The organism is Aliiglaciecola litoralis, from assembly GCF_039523355.1.
GTDB lineage: Bacteria > Pseudomonadota > Gammaproteobacteria > Enterobacterales > Alteromonadaceae > Aliiglaciecola > Aliiglaciecola litoralis.
On sequence record NZ_BAAAFD010000001.1, the window covers coordinates 307,480 to 325,215 of the forward strand.

A 17,736-nucleotide genomic window follows, 5' to 3' on the forward strand; every position below is an offset into this window, starting at 1 on the left:
ATTGTCGCTAAGCTTAGAACACCTATTACAAGTAAACAGAGAACTTCTATGTTAAGCACTCAATTTGATGTCATTGTCTATGGCGCGAGCGGATTTACCGGTCAACTGGTCGTCGAATATCTTTCCCAACATTACCCTAATAGTAAGTCACTGAAGTGGGCTATGGCGGGAAGAAGCGTTGAAAAGCTGCAACAGATCAAGCAGCAATACCAAGTGGATGAATCCATCGAACTGGTAGTCGCAGATGCCGAAGATATAGACAGCTTAAAATCAATGGTAGCCAGTACCAAGGTTGTACTTACTACCGTTGGACCATATCAGCTCTATGGCAATGAATTAGTAGAGCTTTGTGCAACTATGGGGACCGATTATGTTGACCTGTGTGGGGAGCCTGCGTGGATGCATGAGATGATCAGCAAGCATCAAAAGGCAGCCCAACAAAGTGGCGCTCGGATCGTCTTCTCTTGCGGTTTTGATTCGATTCCCTTTGATCTTGGGGTGTATTATTTACAGCAACAAGCAAAACAGCAATTTGGCCATCCTTTCGAGCGCGTCAAAGGCCGAGTTAGAGCGATGAAAGGCACCTTTTCAGGCGGTACCGCAGCCAGTCTAAAAGCCACAATGAAAGCGGCACATCAAGATCCCGCGGTAATGAGAGTGTTATTAAACCCTTTTTCTTTAACTGAAGGTGTCGAAGGGCCTGCTCAACCTCATGGTAATAAGCCGCTCTACGAAAAAGAATTTAATAGCTGGTCTGCGCCCTTTATCATGGCCGCCATCAATACTCGTAACATTCACCGTTCAAATTACCTACTAGGCCATGAATACGGTGAGAACTTTGTTTATGACGAAATGATATTTACCGGTCCAGGCGATGAAGGTGAAGCAGCAGCCAATGCAGTTGCCAATGATAAAAGTATGTCTGGCGATAAAGGACCAAAACCTGGCGAAGGTCCTAGTAAGGAAGAGCGCGAAGCAGGATTTTTCGATATTATTTTTCATGGTTCAGAAAATGGCAGAACACTAACGGTATCGGTTAAAGGCGTTATGGACCCTGGTTATGGTACAACCTCTAAAATGATTGCTGAGTCTGCAATATCTCTAGTTCAAGACAACTTAGCTACCAAAGGTGGAATTTGGACCTCTGCGCCTGCGATGGGTAATAAATTGATAGATAGGTTAATTGCCAGAGCTGGCATGTCTTTTACCCTAGAGTAGAGTGTGCTTGTTTCAAATACACTTGGGAGTTTGGGAGATCCTCGATCAAGAGACCTCGAGGATGACAGTAAATTTAGACCTCGAGGATGACAGTAAATTTGGACCTCGAGGATGACAGTAAATTTGGACCTCGAGGAAGACAGCGTATTCGGTCATCCCCACAGGTCCTTAGTGGGGATCTCATCAATAGTCTGTTGGTTAACTAGCAGCCGCTTAAATCCGAGAAATAATGCGTACTTAGCATTCGTTGGTTACTCGTTGATGCGAGAATCAGGCTCAAGTACCCAGCAACGTGGATTATGATCAAAGCCAATATGTTGGTAATACTCGTTGGCTGCAGGGGCTGCAAGCAAAATAAGCTTACATTTGGGACCAAGCTGCGCTTGCGTGAGACTTTGCAGACGTTTACCAATACCCGATTTTTGATGTGTTAGGCTCACCGCCAGATCTGACAAATAACAGGCGTAATGAAAATCGGTAATACTTCGAGCAAGTCCTACAAGCTTATCATCATACCAAGCACTGACAATCAGATTACTGTTGCTAATCATACCCTGCATACACTCTCTATCTTCAATTGGACGACGTTCCGCCAAATTTGACGCTTGCAACAATTCCACAAACTGTTCGGTGCTTATCGTTTGATTAATTTTATATTCGATATTCATGTGTTTCTTTAGCCCCCACATAACGGCTATAAAGATTGTCTTTAATTGATTGAATTTATAGTTCAGTTACTTTACTAATCTTGTCGCTTGCGCGTTCTAAATGAATGAAATGGGATGGATACTAAATAAGAAATAATTAACATCATTATGAATGCATTAATCACCGCGTCTAAGGTAAAAGGATCAATCTCATCATACACAAAATAGTCAATCAACGGTGTAATGAACGGAACCACTATGGTGGGGATTAGAATCGCCCAAATGCGTTTATGGATCCAATAGTGAAATCCTGCTGAGATTGCCGTAAGCACCAAGATAACCAATAGAAACACGATTAATTCATTCATATACACTCCCTATCCTCTTGAAACTAAGACTTTACTTGGTAATGCAAGCAGCGCGAACCAGTGGAAGAAAGCCGCCATAAGCCATTCGATTAGCATCAAACCCAGAATTTGAAGACGCAACTAAATCTTCCATTCGTGGGTCTGCCGCGACCTTAGCGTTAGCGAGATCACGTGCTTCACGTGACTCAAACACTACCCATCCAAAGACGACAGTATCCGTTTTTTTAGCTGCAACAAGATCTGAAAACGAACGAGTTCCTTGCAACATCATGTCATCACCAACATATTCTCGATAGTCGAGTGCGCCATGCTCTTTCCATATCTGTGCAACCGTTTCAGAAAGTTGCTTGTAGTCATCCAGACGGTCGCTTGGAATGGGAAGTACGAATCCATCAATGTAATCTGCCATGGGTGTCCTTATTGTGATATTTAGAACTGTTATTTGCAGTGGGTTAAAGAATTAACTCTCTGGCGGTGCAAAATGCGCAAAGGCTTCTTCACCTGTCATTTCTTTGGTTTTATTTCCGAAATGATAGTAAGAAGGTTTGGCTTCAATAAATATTTGGTGGTCAAACACCAAGGGAATCTCGGTATCGAATAAGCCTACCGGCATAATGTGTTGATTGGCTTCTTTTAAACGATAATACAAATGGCTTCCACATTTGTTGCAAAATGCCCGTTCAGCCCATTCGGATGAATCAAATACCGCAATATTGTGTTGCCCGTTAAATGACACTTCAGTTCCGCAATCAAGTGCCAGCAATGGCCCTCCCGTCCACTTCTTACACATGTCGCAATGACAAGCCCCTACCTCATTACTGATGTTCTTGACCAGAACCTTCACTGCACCGCACAGACAACTGCCTTTTCCTTCACGCATATCGGTCATGATTGACTCCTTAATTTAATAAAACTTTTTTAATTGTAGCGTAATAATTTGTTAAAAACGCTTGACCGAATGACCTAATTAAAGTGTTCAAACACCCATCAGGTTAACCAACAGATTTGCATCGACTACTGACGAAAATACCAAAGCGCGATAATGACTAAAGTGAGATAAAATAAAAATAGACCTACGCTTGATACTGCAGTGTTGTTGGCAACACCTTGTTGCGAAATGCGGTGTTCGTTGTCCTCATATTGATTAAATTTATCAAAATCAATAGCGCTAACATTAAGCGGGGAGCCAGTATAAAGCTTGATATCACTTGCACCGGCACCAAGTGCAAGTTCTCTAAATGCGCGCTTTTCAATCATTGTAAGGCCACCTTCGATTTTTTCCATAGGGTGAAGTATGACTTTCGGTTTAGGCCGCCAAAATCCAATATTACTGAGCTTTCTAAACGCATGCTGGAGCAATTTTTCAGCGATATAAAAATCATTAAACAGTACTCTTGGATGAGAAAAGGGGTTAATTGCTATCTCGTTGCGTTGTAGTGACTGGCTCGCATTTTTGCCGATGCCAGAGATTGTTTTTTTACCCTTATCAGATGTTTGAATAACAACCATAGGGGAATCATCGAAACATTGATTGTTGGTTATGTCGGTAACTTTTATCCTATTTTCCCAGATTTGTACGTAAAACACCGAAGCAAATCGAGACATAATACTGCTTAACATCCACAACTCCTTTAGCAACTAACACTTTTAAGTAACAAAAAACATGACGGTTTTGTACAACAATTCAGTATTTAACCGCGGCTTAAGTTTATTATCTTTACCCGACTCAGCTTTTCTCATTGTCGGGCAGATCATTACAGATAGAGCAGTTTATATTTTTGCGGAAATTATAGACACGCCTCAGTGCAAATACAGTCAACGATAGAGTTGACCATAGGAGGCCAAACTCGATTGACTCTTCAAGCGAGCTCCCTTTTAGATATTGCACACTTGCAAACAAGGCAAATAGAAGCGGTAACGCCACACTATACTGAATAATCCATTTCTTTATTGGCATCATTGACCTCCCTTACTAAATATAAATTACATACTTTGAAAAATGGCTAGTGACTAAACTCCTGCACTCACGATGAGTGCGAGCAAGCCATCTAATTGGCGTAATTAAATTTGATTATTCTATGATTCAACGCGTTACCATGTATGGCTCGACGACCAAGAACCACCCTTTGTTCGCCATACACTCCACCATAAACGCAAACCTAATATCTTTATTGGGAGTGTGATGATCTATGTAACGGGTCATACTCTGTCTTTTACACGCGGAAAAGTCATATTCCGCGACTTTTAGATCACTGACGGCAGAAGGCGTACCAAGTTTTCGAGTCCACGCGGTGATATAGCCGAAATAACTGAAATGTTGTTGATGAGAGAATTGAATTTCAGTTTTATTTTGCGGTTTAGTAGCGCAGCCAACAATAACTGAGGTTAAAAACAGTACGATGCATATTCTCAAAATATTGAGGCCGCCTTCCGCAAAATAACTGGCTAAAACAGTGAACTATAATGAACTAAGGCTGCTCATCCACAGCGAACTCTTTTAAGCCCATTAACTCCAAAACTCAAAATAGTCACTGCTATTACGGGTAGGTGCTGGCATAGGTTCCACTGTTGGCGTTCCTAAATACAAGAAGCCGACAATTTCGTCTTTTTCTTGAAGATAAAAGGCACATTTCACATCTTCGTTTTGTGAATAACTTCCGGTGCGCCATACACCACCGTAGCCTTGTGCCAGTGCGGCCATTTGCATAGCCTGTACAGCACAAGATGCAGAGGCCACTTGTTCAACCCAAGGCACCTTGGGGTGTTCTTTATAGTTGGCAATCGCTACGATCACCATAGGCGCTCGCAGTGGAAGCTGCGGAGCTCGCTCTATTTGCTTCTCATCCATGTCAGCGTTGACTGCCGCTTCTTCAAAAATTTCGCCTAATTTAACCAGCCCTCGCCCCTGACAAACAATAAACTTCCAAGGAGTAAGGCAGGCGTGGTCAGGCGCCCTAAGCGCGGCTTGCATAATATTTTCTAACTCTTCACCCTGCGGCGCTGGACCTGTTAAGCGAGGCTGAGAACGACGGTTCAATAACAAATCTAATGCTTGCATGACGCTGTACTTTTAATAATTAACAATGCCCAAAGTATGCAAAGATAACAGCCACTGTGCAACCGTAAACTTAGTCACACCAAAGATTTTCTATAGGTCTATTTATGTTGTTTTATCCATTTATCAATATAATGATCGACACTGGTATAACGACCGCCTCCCGTGAAAAGCAGTACCAGTAACATAATGAAATAGGTCGCTGCGAACTCAATACCATTTTTCAAAATCGTAATAGCACCATTTTCCGTTAACCAACTGTAATTGCCATATTCCCTTAGCAATGACTTGGCCGCATCCTTACGCTCATTAGCCCCTTCAATGAGATCCATTCGCCACTCCCATGGCACGGTTAAGGTGCTTTCAGGTAAGGTATGCCAACCATACTGCCAATGCGCCGTGACTGCGGCTACGAGCATAGTTAGCATCAAAGGTAGCGCGATAAAACGCGTCGCTAAGCCAAATAACAGCAACCATCCCCCTATTAACTCCGTACCTCCTGCCAGTGCCGTCATCAATTCAGGAAAAGGTAAGCCCAGTCCCCAGTCAGGGCTGCCAAAATAAGCGGCAGTGTCGTCAAAAGCGGCTAATTTTCCATATCCTGCCTTGATAAAAATGGGCGCTAAATATACACGCAACAATAAGGGAGCTATTCCCTCAATCGCTTGAATTTTGCTAAAAACCTGTTGAATGGAGTGGAGTTTGGTGGCTAACGTCATCATTTACTCTGTATTGGTTACTTTTATCGATAGAAAGACATTTAACGTAAATCATTTCAAAAAATCGTGAGTTTGCATTTTTACTGATGCAACTGACTTTAGCGCCTAACCACCTAATCAAAAAATCTTGCAACTAGAGGCTTACTCCACCAAACGTAAAAAGCCCCGTAAACAGACCGCAGCACGCGATAACAACAATACTATTTTTTAAGTTAGGTAAAGAAGGGAAACTGCTTTATTCATAAAAAATTACATTTGAATATTAGCTATATTTTTGAAATTAGTTAGGATACCCAATGAAATTAATTCAGGTGAGTAGGTAGTATGGCAAATGGAACCAGTTGGACTAAATCCTTTTTTGTTGGGATTTGGAAAGTTCTCAATTTCTGTCGCAAAGTATTTTTTAATATCATTTTCATTATTTTAGCCATTGGCTTAATCGCAGTCTTAATGAAAGACGATGGCAAAGTAATAGTGCCGGATAGCGCCGCATTGGTGCTGAACATCGAAGGTGAGATCGTCATAGAAAAAACCTATGTTGATCCCTTCGATGCCTTTCTTCAACAAGCATTTGATTCAGAAGACGAAAATCCAGAAGTGCTGCTTCGTGATATTTTGTTTGTATTGGAAAATGCTAAGCATGATAAGCGAATCAAATCATTGGTTTTACATTTAGAAGGCATGCACAACGCCGGCATGGATAAGTTGAAACAAGTTGCAACCGCTATTGATAGTTTTAAACAAAGTGGTAAGCCCGTTTATGCCATAGGTGATTACTATACCCAAAGCCAATATTATCTGGCCAGCAAAGCAGATAACATTTACCTTAATCCAATGGGCCGAATGATGTTTGATGGCTATGGACGTTATGGCCCGTACTTTAAATCAGCATTAGAGAAGCTGAAAGTCAGTACTCATGTATTTAAAGTGGGCACCTATAAATCTGCAGTGGAGCCTTTTATTCGTGATGACATGTCTGAAGAGGCCAAAGAAGCAAACAAAGCGTGGTTAACCAGTTTATGGCAATTATATAAGCAAGATGTCGCAGCGCAAAGAAACCTTCCAATCGATAGTTTCGACGAAGATGTTGATGTTTTCCTTACTAAATTTGCGCAAGTTGACGGTGATTTCGCAGCCTATGCATTAGAAAATGGCTGGGTAGACGCTCTGAAAACACGAGAGCAGATCCGTGTGCAGATGATTGACGAAGTCGGTGAAGACTCCTCTACAAATAGTTTTCAACAAATCTCCTTAGCAAGTTATTTACGCGTGGTTAAAACGCCTTTTGACTTGGCGCCAGAAAATACGGATAAGGTTGCCATTGTAGTTGCTAAAGGCACTATCCTAAACGGTACTCAAAAAGCCGGGCAAATCGGTGGAGACAGCACTGCGGTGCTGCTAAGAAAAGCGCGCCTTGATGATAAAGTGAAAGCCGTGGTGTTACATATCGACACCCCTGGGGGCAGTGCTTCCGCCTCTGAGGTGATCAGGCAAGAAATAGAAAACCTCAAGGCGGCCAACAAACCCGTGGTAGCCTTGATGAGCACATACGCGGCATCTGGCGGCTATTGGATTGCGGCAAGTGCAGATCAAATCTGGGCTGCACCTAGCACCATCACCGGCTCAATAGGCGTCTTTGGTATGTTCATGACCTATGAAAATACCTTGGATTATCTGGGCATTAACACTGACGGTGTTGGCACCACAGATTTCGCGGGGTTAAGTCCTGCGAGAAAGTTAGATCCGCGCATCGGACAAATCATTCAAATGAGTGTTGAAAATAGCTACGATCAGTTTCTTAATCTAGTGGCTCAAGCGCGCAATATGACCGCGAGTAAGGTGGATAGTATCGCTCAAGGTCGAGTTTGGATAGGCAGCACGGCTCAAGAATTAGGTCTTGTCGATAACTTGGGATATCTTGACGATGCGGTCAATGCCGCGGCTAAACTCGCCAGTTTAGAGACCTTTGATACTAAATATATAGAGCGCGATCTCAGTCCGGCAGATAAGTTTTGGAAGGAGTTTTTTGGACAAGCGGCGGTGACATTTGGTAAAGCTAGCTTTGCCCAAAGTGATTCAAGATTAATGAGTCTGGTCAAACAGTTAGTCCAAGATTTTGATGCAGTGGCTCGATTCAATGATCCAAGAGGCACGTATGCGCATTGCTTAGTTTGTGAAATTTACTAACACCTAGAGGCGCAGTGGCATTGTTGTCACTGCGCTCCAATTCGTCCCGGCAATGACTCACCTATTTTATGCTCAGTAAAGAACACCAGCGGTTAGCGCAACAACGATTAGCGGATTGCATATCGGCCGCCGAAGGTTTTTTCGGTCGCCAGTTTAACTCCCCTGCACTGTTGTTTAATCAACGAGGCAAAATCGCAGGCACGGCTCACTTACAAAAGAATCTAATCAAGCTCAATGCGGTACTTATGGCCGATAACTTAGATCAATTCTGCCAAGCCGTTATCCCTCACGAAGTTGCCCACATATTGGTTTTTCAACTGTACGGACGGGTAAAACCTCATGGCAAAGAATGGCAAGGGATAATGACAGGTGTGTTTGGATTAGAGCCAAAGGTTAGGCACCAAATGGATGTTACTAAAACACAAGGGAAAACGTTCGACTATCACTGTCGTTGTGGAACAATGAAACTGAGTATTCGTCGACACAACAAAATCGTGCGAAAACAACAAACCTACTTATGTCGCCAATGTAATCACGTGTTACACCAAGTCGAAAACAATAACTAAAACCATTGCTTGGTAAATACTTTATCTAATTCATTGAACGCCGTTTTCAGCAAGATTGCTAACTCTTTATAGCGTGGAATTGAACGCTGTTGTGAGACCACCACGCCTTCGAGACGCATTTTATGTTGAATTTCTTGATACCAAGCTCGCATTGCAGGAGGTAGGGTTTGCTTAGAACGGTAGCCCAACCACATTAATCCCTGTAATGGTAAGCTAAGAAAGAACGCCCCCACTGCGATAGCTTGTGGGATGAAGTGCTCGCCATTGAAGTTAACTAAAGCAAACACACTCAATACCGCAACAGGCGGCATAACGGAGATCGAAAATTTAGTCGCACTGATCACTCTCCCTTCGGGAAAAAGCGAGTTGAGTTCCTTTTTCATTGGCCAAATTTTCATATAATCTTGACCATCTCTAAAAATGTCGGTGATAGTTTGTGACATGACCCACCTTCTAAAGCTTTCAATACAACAGACACTAAGACTAATCTTTTTTGCCCCAATTTGCCAAAACCAATTAGCTATATAGTGTAAGTAAATATACCCTATCGCGTTCTAATAGATCACAATATTGATCGACTCAGCGCTAAATAGACTATTAAAATCATAGCTAACTTGGTGTTACGCATTTTTCGTATCGATCAATGAATAAATTATACAGTGAAACATTGAAACTTTAATAATCAACCCAATGTTTAGAAAAACTAAAATTTACTATAGAGCTGCCGTCGGCGGCGAGCTCAATGTCGAAATCAAATGGAGTAAAAAATGTCAGAAACCAGACACGTTCGTCTTTTAATTTTGGGTTCAGGTCCAGCGGGTTATTCAGCAGCGGTTTATGCAGCCAGAGCGAACCTTAATCCAGTGTTAGTGACTGGCATCCAGCAAGGTGGTCAGCTTACCACCACCACTGAAGTAGAAAATTGGCCAGGTGACCCTGAAGGTCTTACTGGTCCAGACCTCATGATTAGAATGCAAAAGCATGCTGAAAAATTCGACACTGAGATTGTATTTGACCACATTAATGAAACCGATTTATCGAAAAGACCTTTTACCCTAAAAGGTGACAACGGTACTTACACCTGTGATGCATTGATTATTGCAACAGGTGCGTCGGCGAAATACTTAGGCATGGAATCTGAAACTGCGTTCATGGGTAAAGGGGTTTCTGCCTGTGCTACCTGTGATGGTTTCTTTTACCGCAATCAAAAAGTCGCCGTGGTGGGTGGTGGAAACACCGCCGTTGAAGAAGCGTTGTATTTATCTAACATCGCCTCTGAGGTACATGTTATTCACCGTAGGGAAACCTTTAGATCGGAAAAAATCTTGTCCGACCGTTTGTTTGAAAAAGCCAAGAACGGCAACGTTGTGATGCATTTAAATAAAACCTTGGATGAAGTTCTCGGCGACGAGATGGGCGTAACAGGTATCCGTATTAAAGATACCGAATCTGCCGACACGGAAAACCTCGATATCATGGGATTATTCATCGCCATTGGTCACAAACCCAATACCGATATTTTTGCTGGTGAACTGGAAATGAAAGATGGCTATATCAAGATCCAAAGCGGCTTAGAAGGCAATGCCACACAAACCAGTGTTAAAGGCGTTTTTGCCGCGGGGGATGTGTGTGACCATATCTATCGTCAGGCAATCACGTCAGCAGGTACAGGCTGTATGGCAGCGCTTGATGCAGAAAAATATTTGGATGCATTAGGCGAGTAATTTAACCACAGTGACCGGAGGAGGTTAAAAGCCAAATAGGGCTTTGTACTTCCTCATACTGGCCGTTGTGAGCATAGGACAGTATGATTTCACTACCCAAACTAGACGCTAAAATCGCGTTTCCAAATACAGAGCAAGCGCTGGGTGATCCCAACGGTTTGCTCGCCTTTGGCGGTGATTTATCGGTTAATCGTCTACTGCATGCTTATCAACTCGGTATTTTCCCTTGGTTCAGCGCAGGTGAGCCAATCTTATGGTGGTCACCTGATCCGAGGGGAGTCATCTATTTAGACGATTACTCTTCTAGCAAAAGTCTTAACAAATACATTCGTAAAACCAAACCTAAAGTGACTATCAATCACAGTTTTAACGAAGTGATACAGCAGTGCGCCATGATCCCAAGGACAGACAGCGGCACTTGGATAACCAAACACATGATCGAAGCTTACCAACAACTGCATATTGACGGACATGCTCATTCGGTGGAAGTGTGGGAGCAAGATGAACTTGTGGGAGGTTTGTATGGTGTTTTTGTCAAAAATACTTTTTGCGGTGAGTCCATGTTTAGCCTGCAAAGCAATGCCTCAAAAGTTGCGTTACATTATTTAATCGCATTTTTGAAACAGTATGATGTGCCTTGGATTGACTGTCAGATGCAGAACCCGCATCTACAATCCCTGGGCTGTGTAACCCTCCCCCGAATTGAATTTACTCACGCTTTGGCACAACAGCAAAATAACGATGCGATTTGTTGGGAACCGGCGGTGATTTCCTGATGAACATGAAATTTGGTATCACCCAAGCCTTCGATTGTAGCTATTTAGACAATCAACAAGAGCAGCTTTTAGTGTTTGTGGGAGAATCTAATCAGTGTTCGGCGTCACAGTACAATTTATTATTAGATGCTGGTTTTCGACGCAGTGGTGATCAGGTTTATCGTCCTCATTGCGCAAATTGTAATGCCTGTCATTCTATTCGCGTGATCAGCAATCAATTTACGCCGAGCAAAAGCCAACGACGTATTATTAACAAAAACCAAGATATTCAAGTTTTTACCAGCACCACAGACAAACCTGAATACTTTCCTATTTACCAAAGTTATATCAATCAACGCCATCAAAATGGATCGATGTTTCCCGCATCTCGGCATCAATATGATGGATTCATTAATTGCGACTGGCTGGACTCGCTGTTTATCGAATTTTATCATGATGACAAATTGATTGGTGTGGCGGTTACCGATGTCTTACCAGATGCACTTTCGGCTTTGTACACCTTTTTTCTGCCCGAATACGAGCATCGTTCACTGGGGATTTATGCGATTATTCAGCAAATTGAGCAAGCCAAACAACAAAACAAACCGTTTTTATATTTGGGATATCAAATCGATGCCTGTCAAAAAATGCGCTATAAAGCTAATTTTTACCCACATCAGCGCTTTATTAACCTTAAATGGCAATTAATATCGAAAAAAACAAGATAGTTCCTTTACACTGGCGCGCTTATTGGGCAAAATCTGCGCGGCATTTTTTATACTTATTTGAGGTAAACAACTTACATGGCGAAAGAAGACTGTATTGAAATGGAAGGCACTGTGTTGGACACACTTCCAAATACTATGTTCCGTGTTGAATTAGAAAACGGGCACGTCGTCACTGCGCACATTTCTGGTAAAATGCGCAAGAACTACATTCGAATTTTGACTGGCGACAAGGTTACAGTTGAGATGACTCCTTATGATTTATCAAAAGGTCGTATCATCTATCGCGCCAGGTAATTTTCAGGTAGGCGAACTATGAATAAAAAAGCCCAGCATTGCTGGGCTTTTCTTTATGTCTAACACACCAATGAATGATTACACTTTACTGGCCTGTTTATCTTTGGCATTGGTATAGTCGAAATGCAGCTTTTTCTTTTTCATGGTGATTTTGACACTACCGCCATTTACCAATTCACCAAACAAGAGCTCATTGGCAAGTTCCTTTTTAATATGTTCTTGCATCACTCTGGCCATAGGTCGTGCACCCATTGAGCGATCATAACCTTTTTCAGACAGCCAGGCCCTTGCGGCTTTGTCGATTTCCAGTGATACGCCTTTATTATCCAGCTGCACTTGAAGCTCAACAATAAATTTATCGACCACTTGCAAGATAACGTCCGTTTCTAAATGGTTGAACCAAATAGTGGCATCAAGGCGGTTTCTAAATTCAGGCGTGAACACTTTATTAATTTCGCTTAATGCATCGGTGCTGTGATCTTGTTGCTTAAAGCCAATAGACTTGCGCACGGTTTCCTGTACGCCAGCATTAGTGGTCATTACCAGTACCACATTACGAAAATCCACTTTGCGTCCGTTGTTGTCGGTCAAGGTACCATGATCCATGACCTGCAATAGAATGTTATAGATATCACTGTGCGCTTTTTCTATCTCATCCAACAGTACGACGCTGTAGGGGTTTTTGATAACAGCATCCGTTAACATGCCGCCTTGATCAAAACCTACATAGCCTGGGGGCGCGCCAATAAGTCGACTCACTGCATGACGCTCCATGTATTCAGACATATCGAATCGTACCAACTCTACGCCCATGATCTTAGCGAGCTGTTGAGTCACTTCGGTTTTACCAACGCCCGTTGGACCTGCAAACATGAAGTTGCCTATCGGTTTGGTTTCATTGCCTAAGCCGGAACGAGAGAGGCGAATCGCATCGGATAAGGTTTCGATTGCTTGGTCTTGACCAAACACCACCAGTTTCAAATCACGAGTAAGGTTTTTGAGGGTTTCTTTATCTGTAGCAGATACCGATTTCTCTGGGATCCTCGCCATCTTGGCAATAATGTGCTCAATATCACCGACACCAATTGTCTTGCGACGTTTGGAAACCGGAAGAAGCCTCTGAGACGCTCCAGCTTCGTCGATCACGTCAATGGCCTTATCAGGCAAGTGACGTTCATTAATGTATTTAGCTGATAACTCTGAGGCCGCTTTAATCGCTTGATTAGTGAATCGAACACTGTGGTGTTTTTCATAGCGACTTTTCAGTCCCATTAAAATTTTAGTGGTATCAGCAACACTAGGTTCAAGGACATCTATTTTTTGGAAGCGACGTGCCAACGCTCGGTCTTTTTCAAAAATACCTTGGTATTCTTGATAGGTGGTTGACCCTATACAACGTAATTCGCCACTGCTTAACTTGGGTTTAAGTAAATTTGACGCATCCATTACGCCACCAGATGCAGCTCCGGCGCCAATGATGGTATGAATTTCATCAATAAATAATATGGCGTCATCGTCTTTGCTCAGTTCTTTCAAAATACCCTTCAAGCGTTTTTCAAAATCACCTCGATATTTTGTACCCGCTAACAGACCACCTAGATCCAAAGAGTAAACGGTTGAATTAGCGATAACCTCTGGCACTTCTTCATTAACAATTCGATACGCTAACCCTTCAGCAATGGCTGTTTTACCAACCCCTGCTTCGCCGACTAATAACGGATTATTTTTGCGGCGGCGACATAAAATTTGAATCGTACGTTCAAGCTCAGCATCACGACCAATCAACGGGTCGATTTTGCCTTCTTTAGCTAACACATTGAGATTGCTCGAATACTTATCTAGCACCGAGGTGTTTTCTTCACTTTCTGTGGTTTCTTCGGGATGTTCTAAACTGCCTTCATCGTCGTTTTTACTGACACCATGAGAAATAAAATTGACCACGTCTAACCGGGTCACATCGGCTTTTTTAAGAATATATACGGCTTGCGACTCTTGCTCACTGAAGATCGCGACTAAAACATTTGCCCCAGTCACTTCATCTTTGCCAGAAGATTGCACATGAAATACTGCCCGTTGCAGTACGCGCTGAAATCCTAACGTCGGCTGAGTTTCACGATCGCCTATTTGATCTTCAAGTAATTGTGGGGTGGTATCTTTGACGAAGTCGATAAGTTCTGCCTTGATCGACTCAATATTGGCACCACAGGCTTTTAACGCCTCTCTGGCGGCTTTATTATCAACTAGTGCTAACAATAGATGTTCTACTGTCATAAACTCGTGACGATGCTCTCTAGCGAATATAAACGCTTCGTTAAGGGTCTGCTCTAAATCTTTATTCAACATACCTATACCCTCATATCTATTTGGTTAACACTAAGCTTGCTCCATTGAGCACATCAATGGATGTTGATGCTTCCTAGCGTATTGATTAACTTGCATCACTTTTGTTTCAGCTATCTGTGCAGTATACACCCCACACACAGCTTTGCCTCGGTAGTGAACCGTAAGCATAATCTGATTAGCCTTTTCTGCGTCAACATTAAAAAAGCGCATCAACACTTCAATGACAAAATCCATTGGTGTGTAATCATCGTTATTCAGCAAAACCTTGTACATTGGCGGTGGCTGAACTTTCTTTTTCACCGCTTCTAGATACTTATCGTGATCTATGCTGATGGTATTATCTTTGCTCATAATGAAATAATAGTGCCGTTTTAATAGAAATTGTGGCGTTTTTATCAATTTTTGTCGATTAAATTAAATTGACCTTGACATTACTAGGTTAAAATATCTACATTTTACGTAAGACAAAACGTTGAGTAGTCGATTTGTCCCGTTCTTACAATTACATTGTGGGGACTCTGAAGTGTCAGTTCAAGGGATTAAGAGGAAGCAGAAGTATGGCGATTGGAAAAGTCAAATGGTTTAACAACGCAAAAGGGTTTGGATTCATTATCCCTGATGATGGTGGCGAGGACATATTTGCCCACTACTCCACTATTAAAATGGATGGTTATCGTTCGCTTAAAGCTGGTCAGGAAGTGACTTATGAAGTACAGCAGGGACCGAAAGGTCTGCATGCTGAAAACATTGATATTAGTGATGAGCCTGAAAGATAGTTAAACTCGACTTACTACGTTTTAATAAAAAAGCAGGCTCATTAGCCTGCTTTTTTAATGTCTCATATTCCGTGAACACCTGGTGTTCACGGAATAATATTGCCAAACGCTTAATTTAAAATTTTATTTAAGGTTTCGCTTGGACACATTGCTTTAGTGGCGAGCGCATCAACGGGGTAGTAGTAGCCACCAATTTCTGTCGGTTTCGACTGAGTCGCATCAATTTCGGCAATAATCTGCTGTTCATTATCACTCAGGTTTTGGAACACCGGCTTAAATTCTGCAGCGAGTTGCGTATCATCAGTTTGATTTGCCAACCCCTCAGCCCAATATAACGCCAAATAAAAATGACTACCACGGTTGTCAAGTTGGCCCGCTTTACGCAGTGGCGATTTGCCATTGTTTAATAGCTTCTCGGTTGCCGTGTCCAAAGTTTTAGCCAGTATTTTCGCTTTGGCATTGTCATTTTTGATCGCGAGATCTTCAAGTGACACTGCCAGCGCTAAGAACTCACCAAGTGAATCCCAACGTAAGTGACCTTCTTCAACAAACTGTTGAACATGTTTAGGCGCAGATCCGCCAGCACCGGTTTCAAAAAGTCCGCCACCGGCCATCAAAGGAACTATAGATAGCATTTTGGCGCTGGTACCCAATTCCAAAATAGGGAATAAATCGGTCAAATAGTCACGCAACACATTTCCGGTTACCGAAATGGTATCCAATCCTCGGATCGCACGCTCCATGGTGTAACGGATCGCTCTGACTGGAGACATTATTTCGATTTGCAAACCGCTGGTGTCATGATCTTTAAGGTATTGAGTGACCTTATTAATCAACTGCACGTCGTGAGCACGTTCGTCATCTAACCAGAAAATGGCAGGCATGCCAGATTGTCTGGCGCGAGTTACAGCCAGTTTTACCCAATCACGAATCGGAGCGTCTTTAGCCTGGCACATGCGCCAGATATCACCTTCTTCGACATCATGCTCAATCAGAACATTACCGTCTTGGTCGATTATCTGTACTTTACCATCCGCTTGCATCTCAAACGTTTTGTCGTGCGAGCCGTACTCTTCGGCTTTTTGCGCCATCAGTCCAACATTAGGCACGGTTCCCATAGTGGTAGGATCGAATGCGCCATGGGTCTTACAGAAGTTGATCACTTCTTGATAGATGGTTGCATAGGTACTTTCAGGGATCACCGCTTTAGTATCCTGAGGCTTTCCATCTGGCCCCCACATTTGACCTGAACTTCTGATCATTGCAGGCATTGATGCATCAACAATGACATCACTGGGCACGTGCAAATTAGAAATACCCTTGTCGGAATTAACCATCGCCAAGGGCGGGCGATCTTGATAACACTTATTAATATCGCGCTCAATTTCAGAGCGTTGAGACGCAGGCAAGCTAGAAATTTTATCGTAAACACTGCCTAAGCCATTGTTTGGGTTCACCCCCAACTCATCAAACAGGCTTTGATATTTCTTAAACAGATCTTTGTAGAACACTTTGACACAGTGTCCAAATACAATGGGATGCGACACTTTCATCATGGTCGCTTTAACATGTAATGAGAACAACACACCGCTGTTTTTAGCGTCTTCAATTTGTTCTTCGAAGAATTGACATAAAGCTTTTTTGCTCATGAACATGCCGTCAATAACTTCACCGGCAAGCAAATCAACGCGCGATTTTAACGTGGTTTTCTTACCCGTTTTGTCAAAGAATTCAATACTAACGTGACCAGCCTTTTCAACTGTGACTGACTTTTCACCAGAATAGAAATCGCCACCACGCATGTGTGCCACATGAGTCCGCGATGCTTGGCTCCACTCGCCCATTGAATGCGGGTGTTTCTTCGCGTAGTTTTTAACCGCAGTCGGTGCGCGGCGGTCTGAATTGCCTTCACGTAGTACCGGGTTAACCGCACTACCTAGGGTTTTGCCATAACGCGCTTTGACATCTTTTTCTTCATCTGTTTGCGGGTTTTCGGGATATTCAGGTAGATTAAACCCTTTACTTTGTAATTCTTTGATCGCCGCTTTCAACTGAGGGATTGACGCGCTGATGTTTGGAAGCTTGATAATATTGGTATCTGGAGATTGAGTAAGGTCACCTAAGATTGATAAAGCGTCTGGCACTTTTTGCTCATCTGTTAGGTAGTCAGGAAAATTGGCTAGAATTCTCGCTGCGAGCGAAATATCACTGGTCTCTACTTCAATGCCAGCCGCCGCAGAAAATTTCTTAACGATGGGCAACAACGAATACGTTGCCAGTGCCGGAGCTTCATCTGTTTTAGTGTAAATTATTTTAGACTTGGATGTAGTCATTATATACCTCAGTAGTGGCGCAA

The 17,736-nt window shown here is 42.7% G+C and carries 20 protein-coding genes; 8 read left to right on the top strand and 12 right to left on the bottom strand.

Features of this window, described 5'->3' with window-relative positions; genetic code table 11:
* Window positions 1-48 precede the first annotated feature (48 nt).
* Window positions 49-1,218 (top strand): saccharopine dehydrogenase family protein, encoded by a 1,170-nt coding sequence (locus ABD036_RS01420; RefSeq protein WP_343855868.1) that lies wholly within the window; start codon window positions 49-51, stop codon window positions 1,216-1,218.
* Between the two features lie 251 nt (window positions 1,219-1,469).
* Here the strand turns inward: ABD036_RS01420 and ABD036_RS01425 are convergent, their stop codons facing one another.
* The 8 genes from ABD036_RS01425 to ABD036_RS01460 form a co-directional block, all read right to left on the bottom strand.
* Window positions 1,470-1,886, bottom strand: coding sequence for a GNAT family N-acetyltransferase (locus ABD036_RS01425; RefSeq protein ID WP_343855870.1), 417 nt, complete (start codon window positions 1,884-1,886; stop codon window positions 1,470-1,472).
* 74 nt (window positions 1,887-1,960) lie between these two features.
* Entirely contained in the window at window positions 1,961-2,233 is a 273-nt protein-coding gene (locus ABD036_RS01430) for a hypothetical protein (protein WP_343855872.1), read from the bottom strand.
* 31 nt (window positions 2,234-2,264) lie between these two features.
* Window positions 2,265-2,642, bottom strand: a complete 378-nt coding sequence (locus ABD036_RS01435) for a DUF1428 domain-containing protein (RefSeq protein ID WP_343855874.1) — start codon at window positions 2,640-2,642, stop codon at window positions 2,265-2,267.
* A gap of 51 nt (window positions 2,643-2,693) precedes the next feature.
* Window positions 2,694-3,122 carry a GFA family protein gene (locus ABD036_RS01440; protein WP_343855876.1) on the bottom strand — a complete coding sequence of 143 codons (429 nt, stop codon included), beginning with the start codon at window positions 3,120-3,122 and terminating at the stop codon, window positions 2,694-2,696.
* A gap of 125 nt (window positions 3,123-3,247) precedes the next feature.
* Complete coding sequence (locus ABD036_RS01445; RefSeq protein ID WP_343855877.1) at window positions 3,248-3,742, bottom strand: rod shape-determining protein MreB; 495 nt, start codon at window positions 3,740-3,742, stop codon at window positions 3,248-3,250.
* 574 nt (window positions 3,743-4,316) lie between these two features.
* On the bottom strand, window positions 4,317-4,646 hold the full coding sequence (locus ABD036_RS01450) for a hypothetical protein (RefSeq protein ID WP_343855879.1): 330 nt from the start codon (window positions 4,644-4,646) through the stop codon (window positions 4,317-4,319).
* 93 nt (window positions 4,647-4,739) lie between these two features.
* A complete protein-coding gene (locus ABD036_RS01455; protein WP_343855881.1) occupies window positions 4,740-5,291 on the bottom strand; it encodes an NAD(P)H nitroreductase in 552 nt (183 codons plus the stop codon).
* Window positions 5,292-5,389: 98 nt separating this feature from the next.
* Window positions 5,390-6,007 (bottom strand): HvfX family Cu-binding RiPP maturation protein, encoded by a 618-nt coding sequence (locus tag ABD036_RS01460; RefSeq protein WP_343856540.1) that lies wholly within the window; start codon window positions 6,005-6,007, stop codon window positions 5,390-5,392.
* Window positions 6,008-6,331: 324 nt separating this feature from the next.
* Between ABD036_RS01460 and sppA the strand changes: the two genes are divergently transcribed.
* Both sppA and ABD036_RS01470 read left to right on the top strand, forming a co-directional pair.
* On the top strand, window positions 6,332-8,194 hold the full coding sequence (gene sppA, locus ABD036_RS01465; protein ID WP_343855882.1) for a signal peptide peptidase SppA: 1,863 nt from the start codon (window positions 6,332-6,334) through the stop codon (window positions 8,192-8,194).
* A 68-nt stretch (window positions 8,195-8,262) separates the two neighbouring features.
* A complete protein-coding gene (locus tag ABD036_RS01470; protein ID WP_343855884.1) occupies window positions 8,263-8,760 on the top strand; it encodes a SprT family zinc-dependent metalloprotease in 498 nt (165 codons plus the stop codon).
* Here the strand turns inward: ABD036_RS01470 and yfbV are convergent.
* On the bottom strand, window positions 8,757-9,203 hold the full coding sequence (yfbV, locus tag ABD036_RS01475; RefSeq protein ID WP_343855885.1) for a terminus macrodomain insulation protein YfbV: 447 nt from the start codon (window positions 9,201-9,203) through the stop codon (window positions 8,757-8,759). The genes ABD036_RS01470 and yfbV overlap by 4 nt on opposite strands.
* A 324-nt stretch (window positions 9,204-9,527) precedes the next feature.
* Here yfbV and trxB point away from each other — a divergent pair, with 324 nt between their 5' ends.
* The 4 genes from trxB (at window position 9,528) to infA (ending at window position 12,261) form a co-directional block, all read left to right on the top strand.
* Window positions 9,528-10,484: a thioredoxin-disulfide reductase gene (gene trxB, locus ABD036_RS01480; RefSeq protein WP_343855887.1), complete on the top strand. Its 957-nt coding sequence runs from the start codon at window positions 9,528-9,530 to the stop codon at window positions 10,482-10,484.
* Window positions 10,485-10,567: 83 nt separating this feature from the next.
* The gene (gene aat / locus ABD036_RS01485; RefSeq protein WP_343855889.1) at window positions 10,568-11,260 is read left to right on the top strand and encodes a leucyl/phenylalanyl-tRNA--protein transferase; all 693 of its coding nucleotides are present in this window, start codon (window positions 10,568-10,570) and stop codon (window positions 11,258-11,260) included.
* A 5-nt stretch (window positions 11,261-11,265) separates the two neighbouring features.
* Entirely contained in the window at window positions 11,266-11,967 is a 702-nt protein-coding gene (locus ABD036_RS01490) for an arginyltransferase (protein WP_343856543.1), read from the top strand.
* A 75-nt stretch (window positions 11,968-12,042) separates the two neighbouring features.
* On the top strand, window positions 12,043-12,261 hold the full coding sequence (gene infA, locus ABD036_RS01495; RefSeq protein WP_006010397.1) for a translation initiation factor IF-1: 219 nt from the start codon (window positions 12,043-12,045) through the stop codon (window positions 12,259-12,261).
* A 78-nt stretch (window positions 12,262-12,339) separates the two neighbouring features.
* On the opposite strand, the gene clpA is transcribed toward infA, so the two are convergent.
* Together clpA and clpS are read right to left on the bottom strand one after the other, a co-directional pair.
* The gene (gene clpA, locus ABD036_RS01500; RefSeq protein ID WP_343855890.1) at window positions 12,340-14,604 is read right to left on the bottom strand and encodes an ATP-dependent Clp protease ATP-binding subunit ClpA; all 2,265 of its coding nucleotides are present in this window, start codon (window positions 14,602-14,604) and stop codon (window positions 12,340-12,342) included.
* Window positions 14,605-14,634: 30 nt separating this feature from the next.
* A complete protein-coding gene (gene clpS / locus ABD036_RS01505; protein WP_343855891.1) occupies window positions 14,635-14,955 on the bottom strand; it encodes an ATP-dependent Clp protease adapter ClpS in 321 nt (106 codons plus the stop codon).
* 206 nt (window positions 14,956-15,161) lie between these two features.
* Here clpS and cspD point away from each other — a divergent pair, with 206 nt between their 5' ends.
* Window positions 15,162-15,380, top strand: coding sequence for a cold shock domain-containing protein CspD (cspD, locus tag ABD036_RS01510; RefSeq protein WP_343855892.1), 219 nt, complete (start codon window positions 15,162-15,164; stop codon window positions 15,378-15,380).
* A 110-nt stretch (window positions 15,381-15,490) separates the two neighbouring features.
* Here cspD and ABD036_RS01515 read toward each other — a convergent pair whose 3' ends face one another.
* On the bottom strand, window positions 15,491-17,713 hold the full coding sequence (locus tag ABD036_RS01515; RefSeq protein WP_343855893.1) for an NADP-dependent isocitrate dehydrogenase: 2,223 nt from the start codon (window positions 17,711-17,713) through the stop codon (window positions 15,491-15,493).
* Window positions 17,714-17,736: the final 23 nt, after the last annotated feature.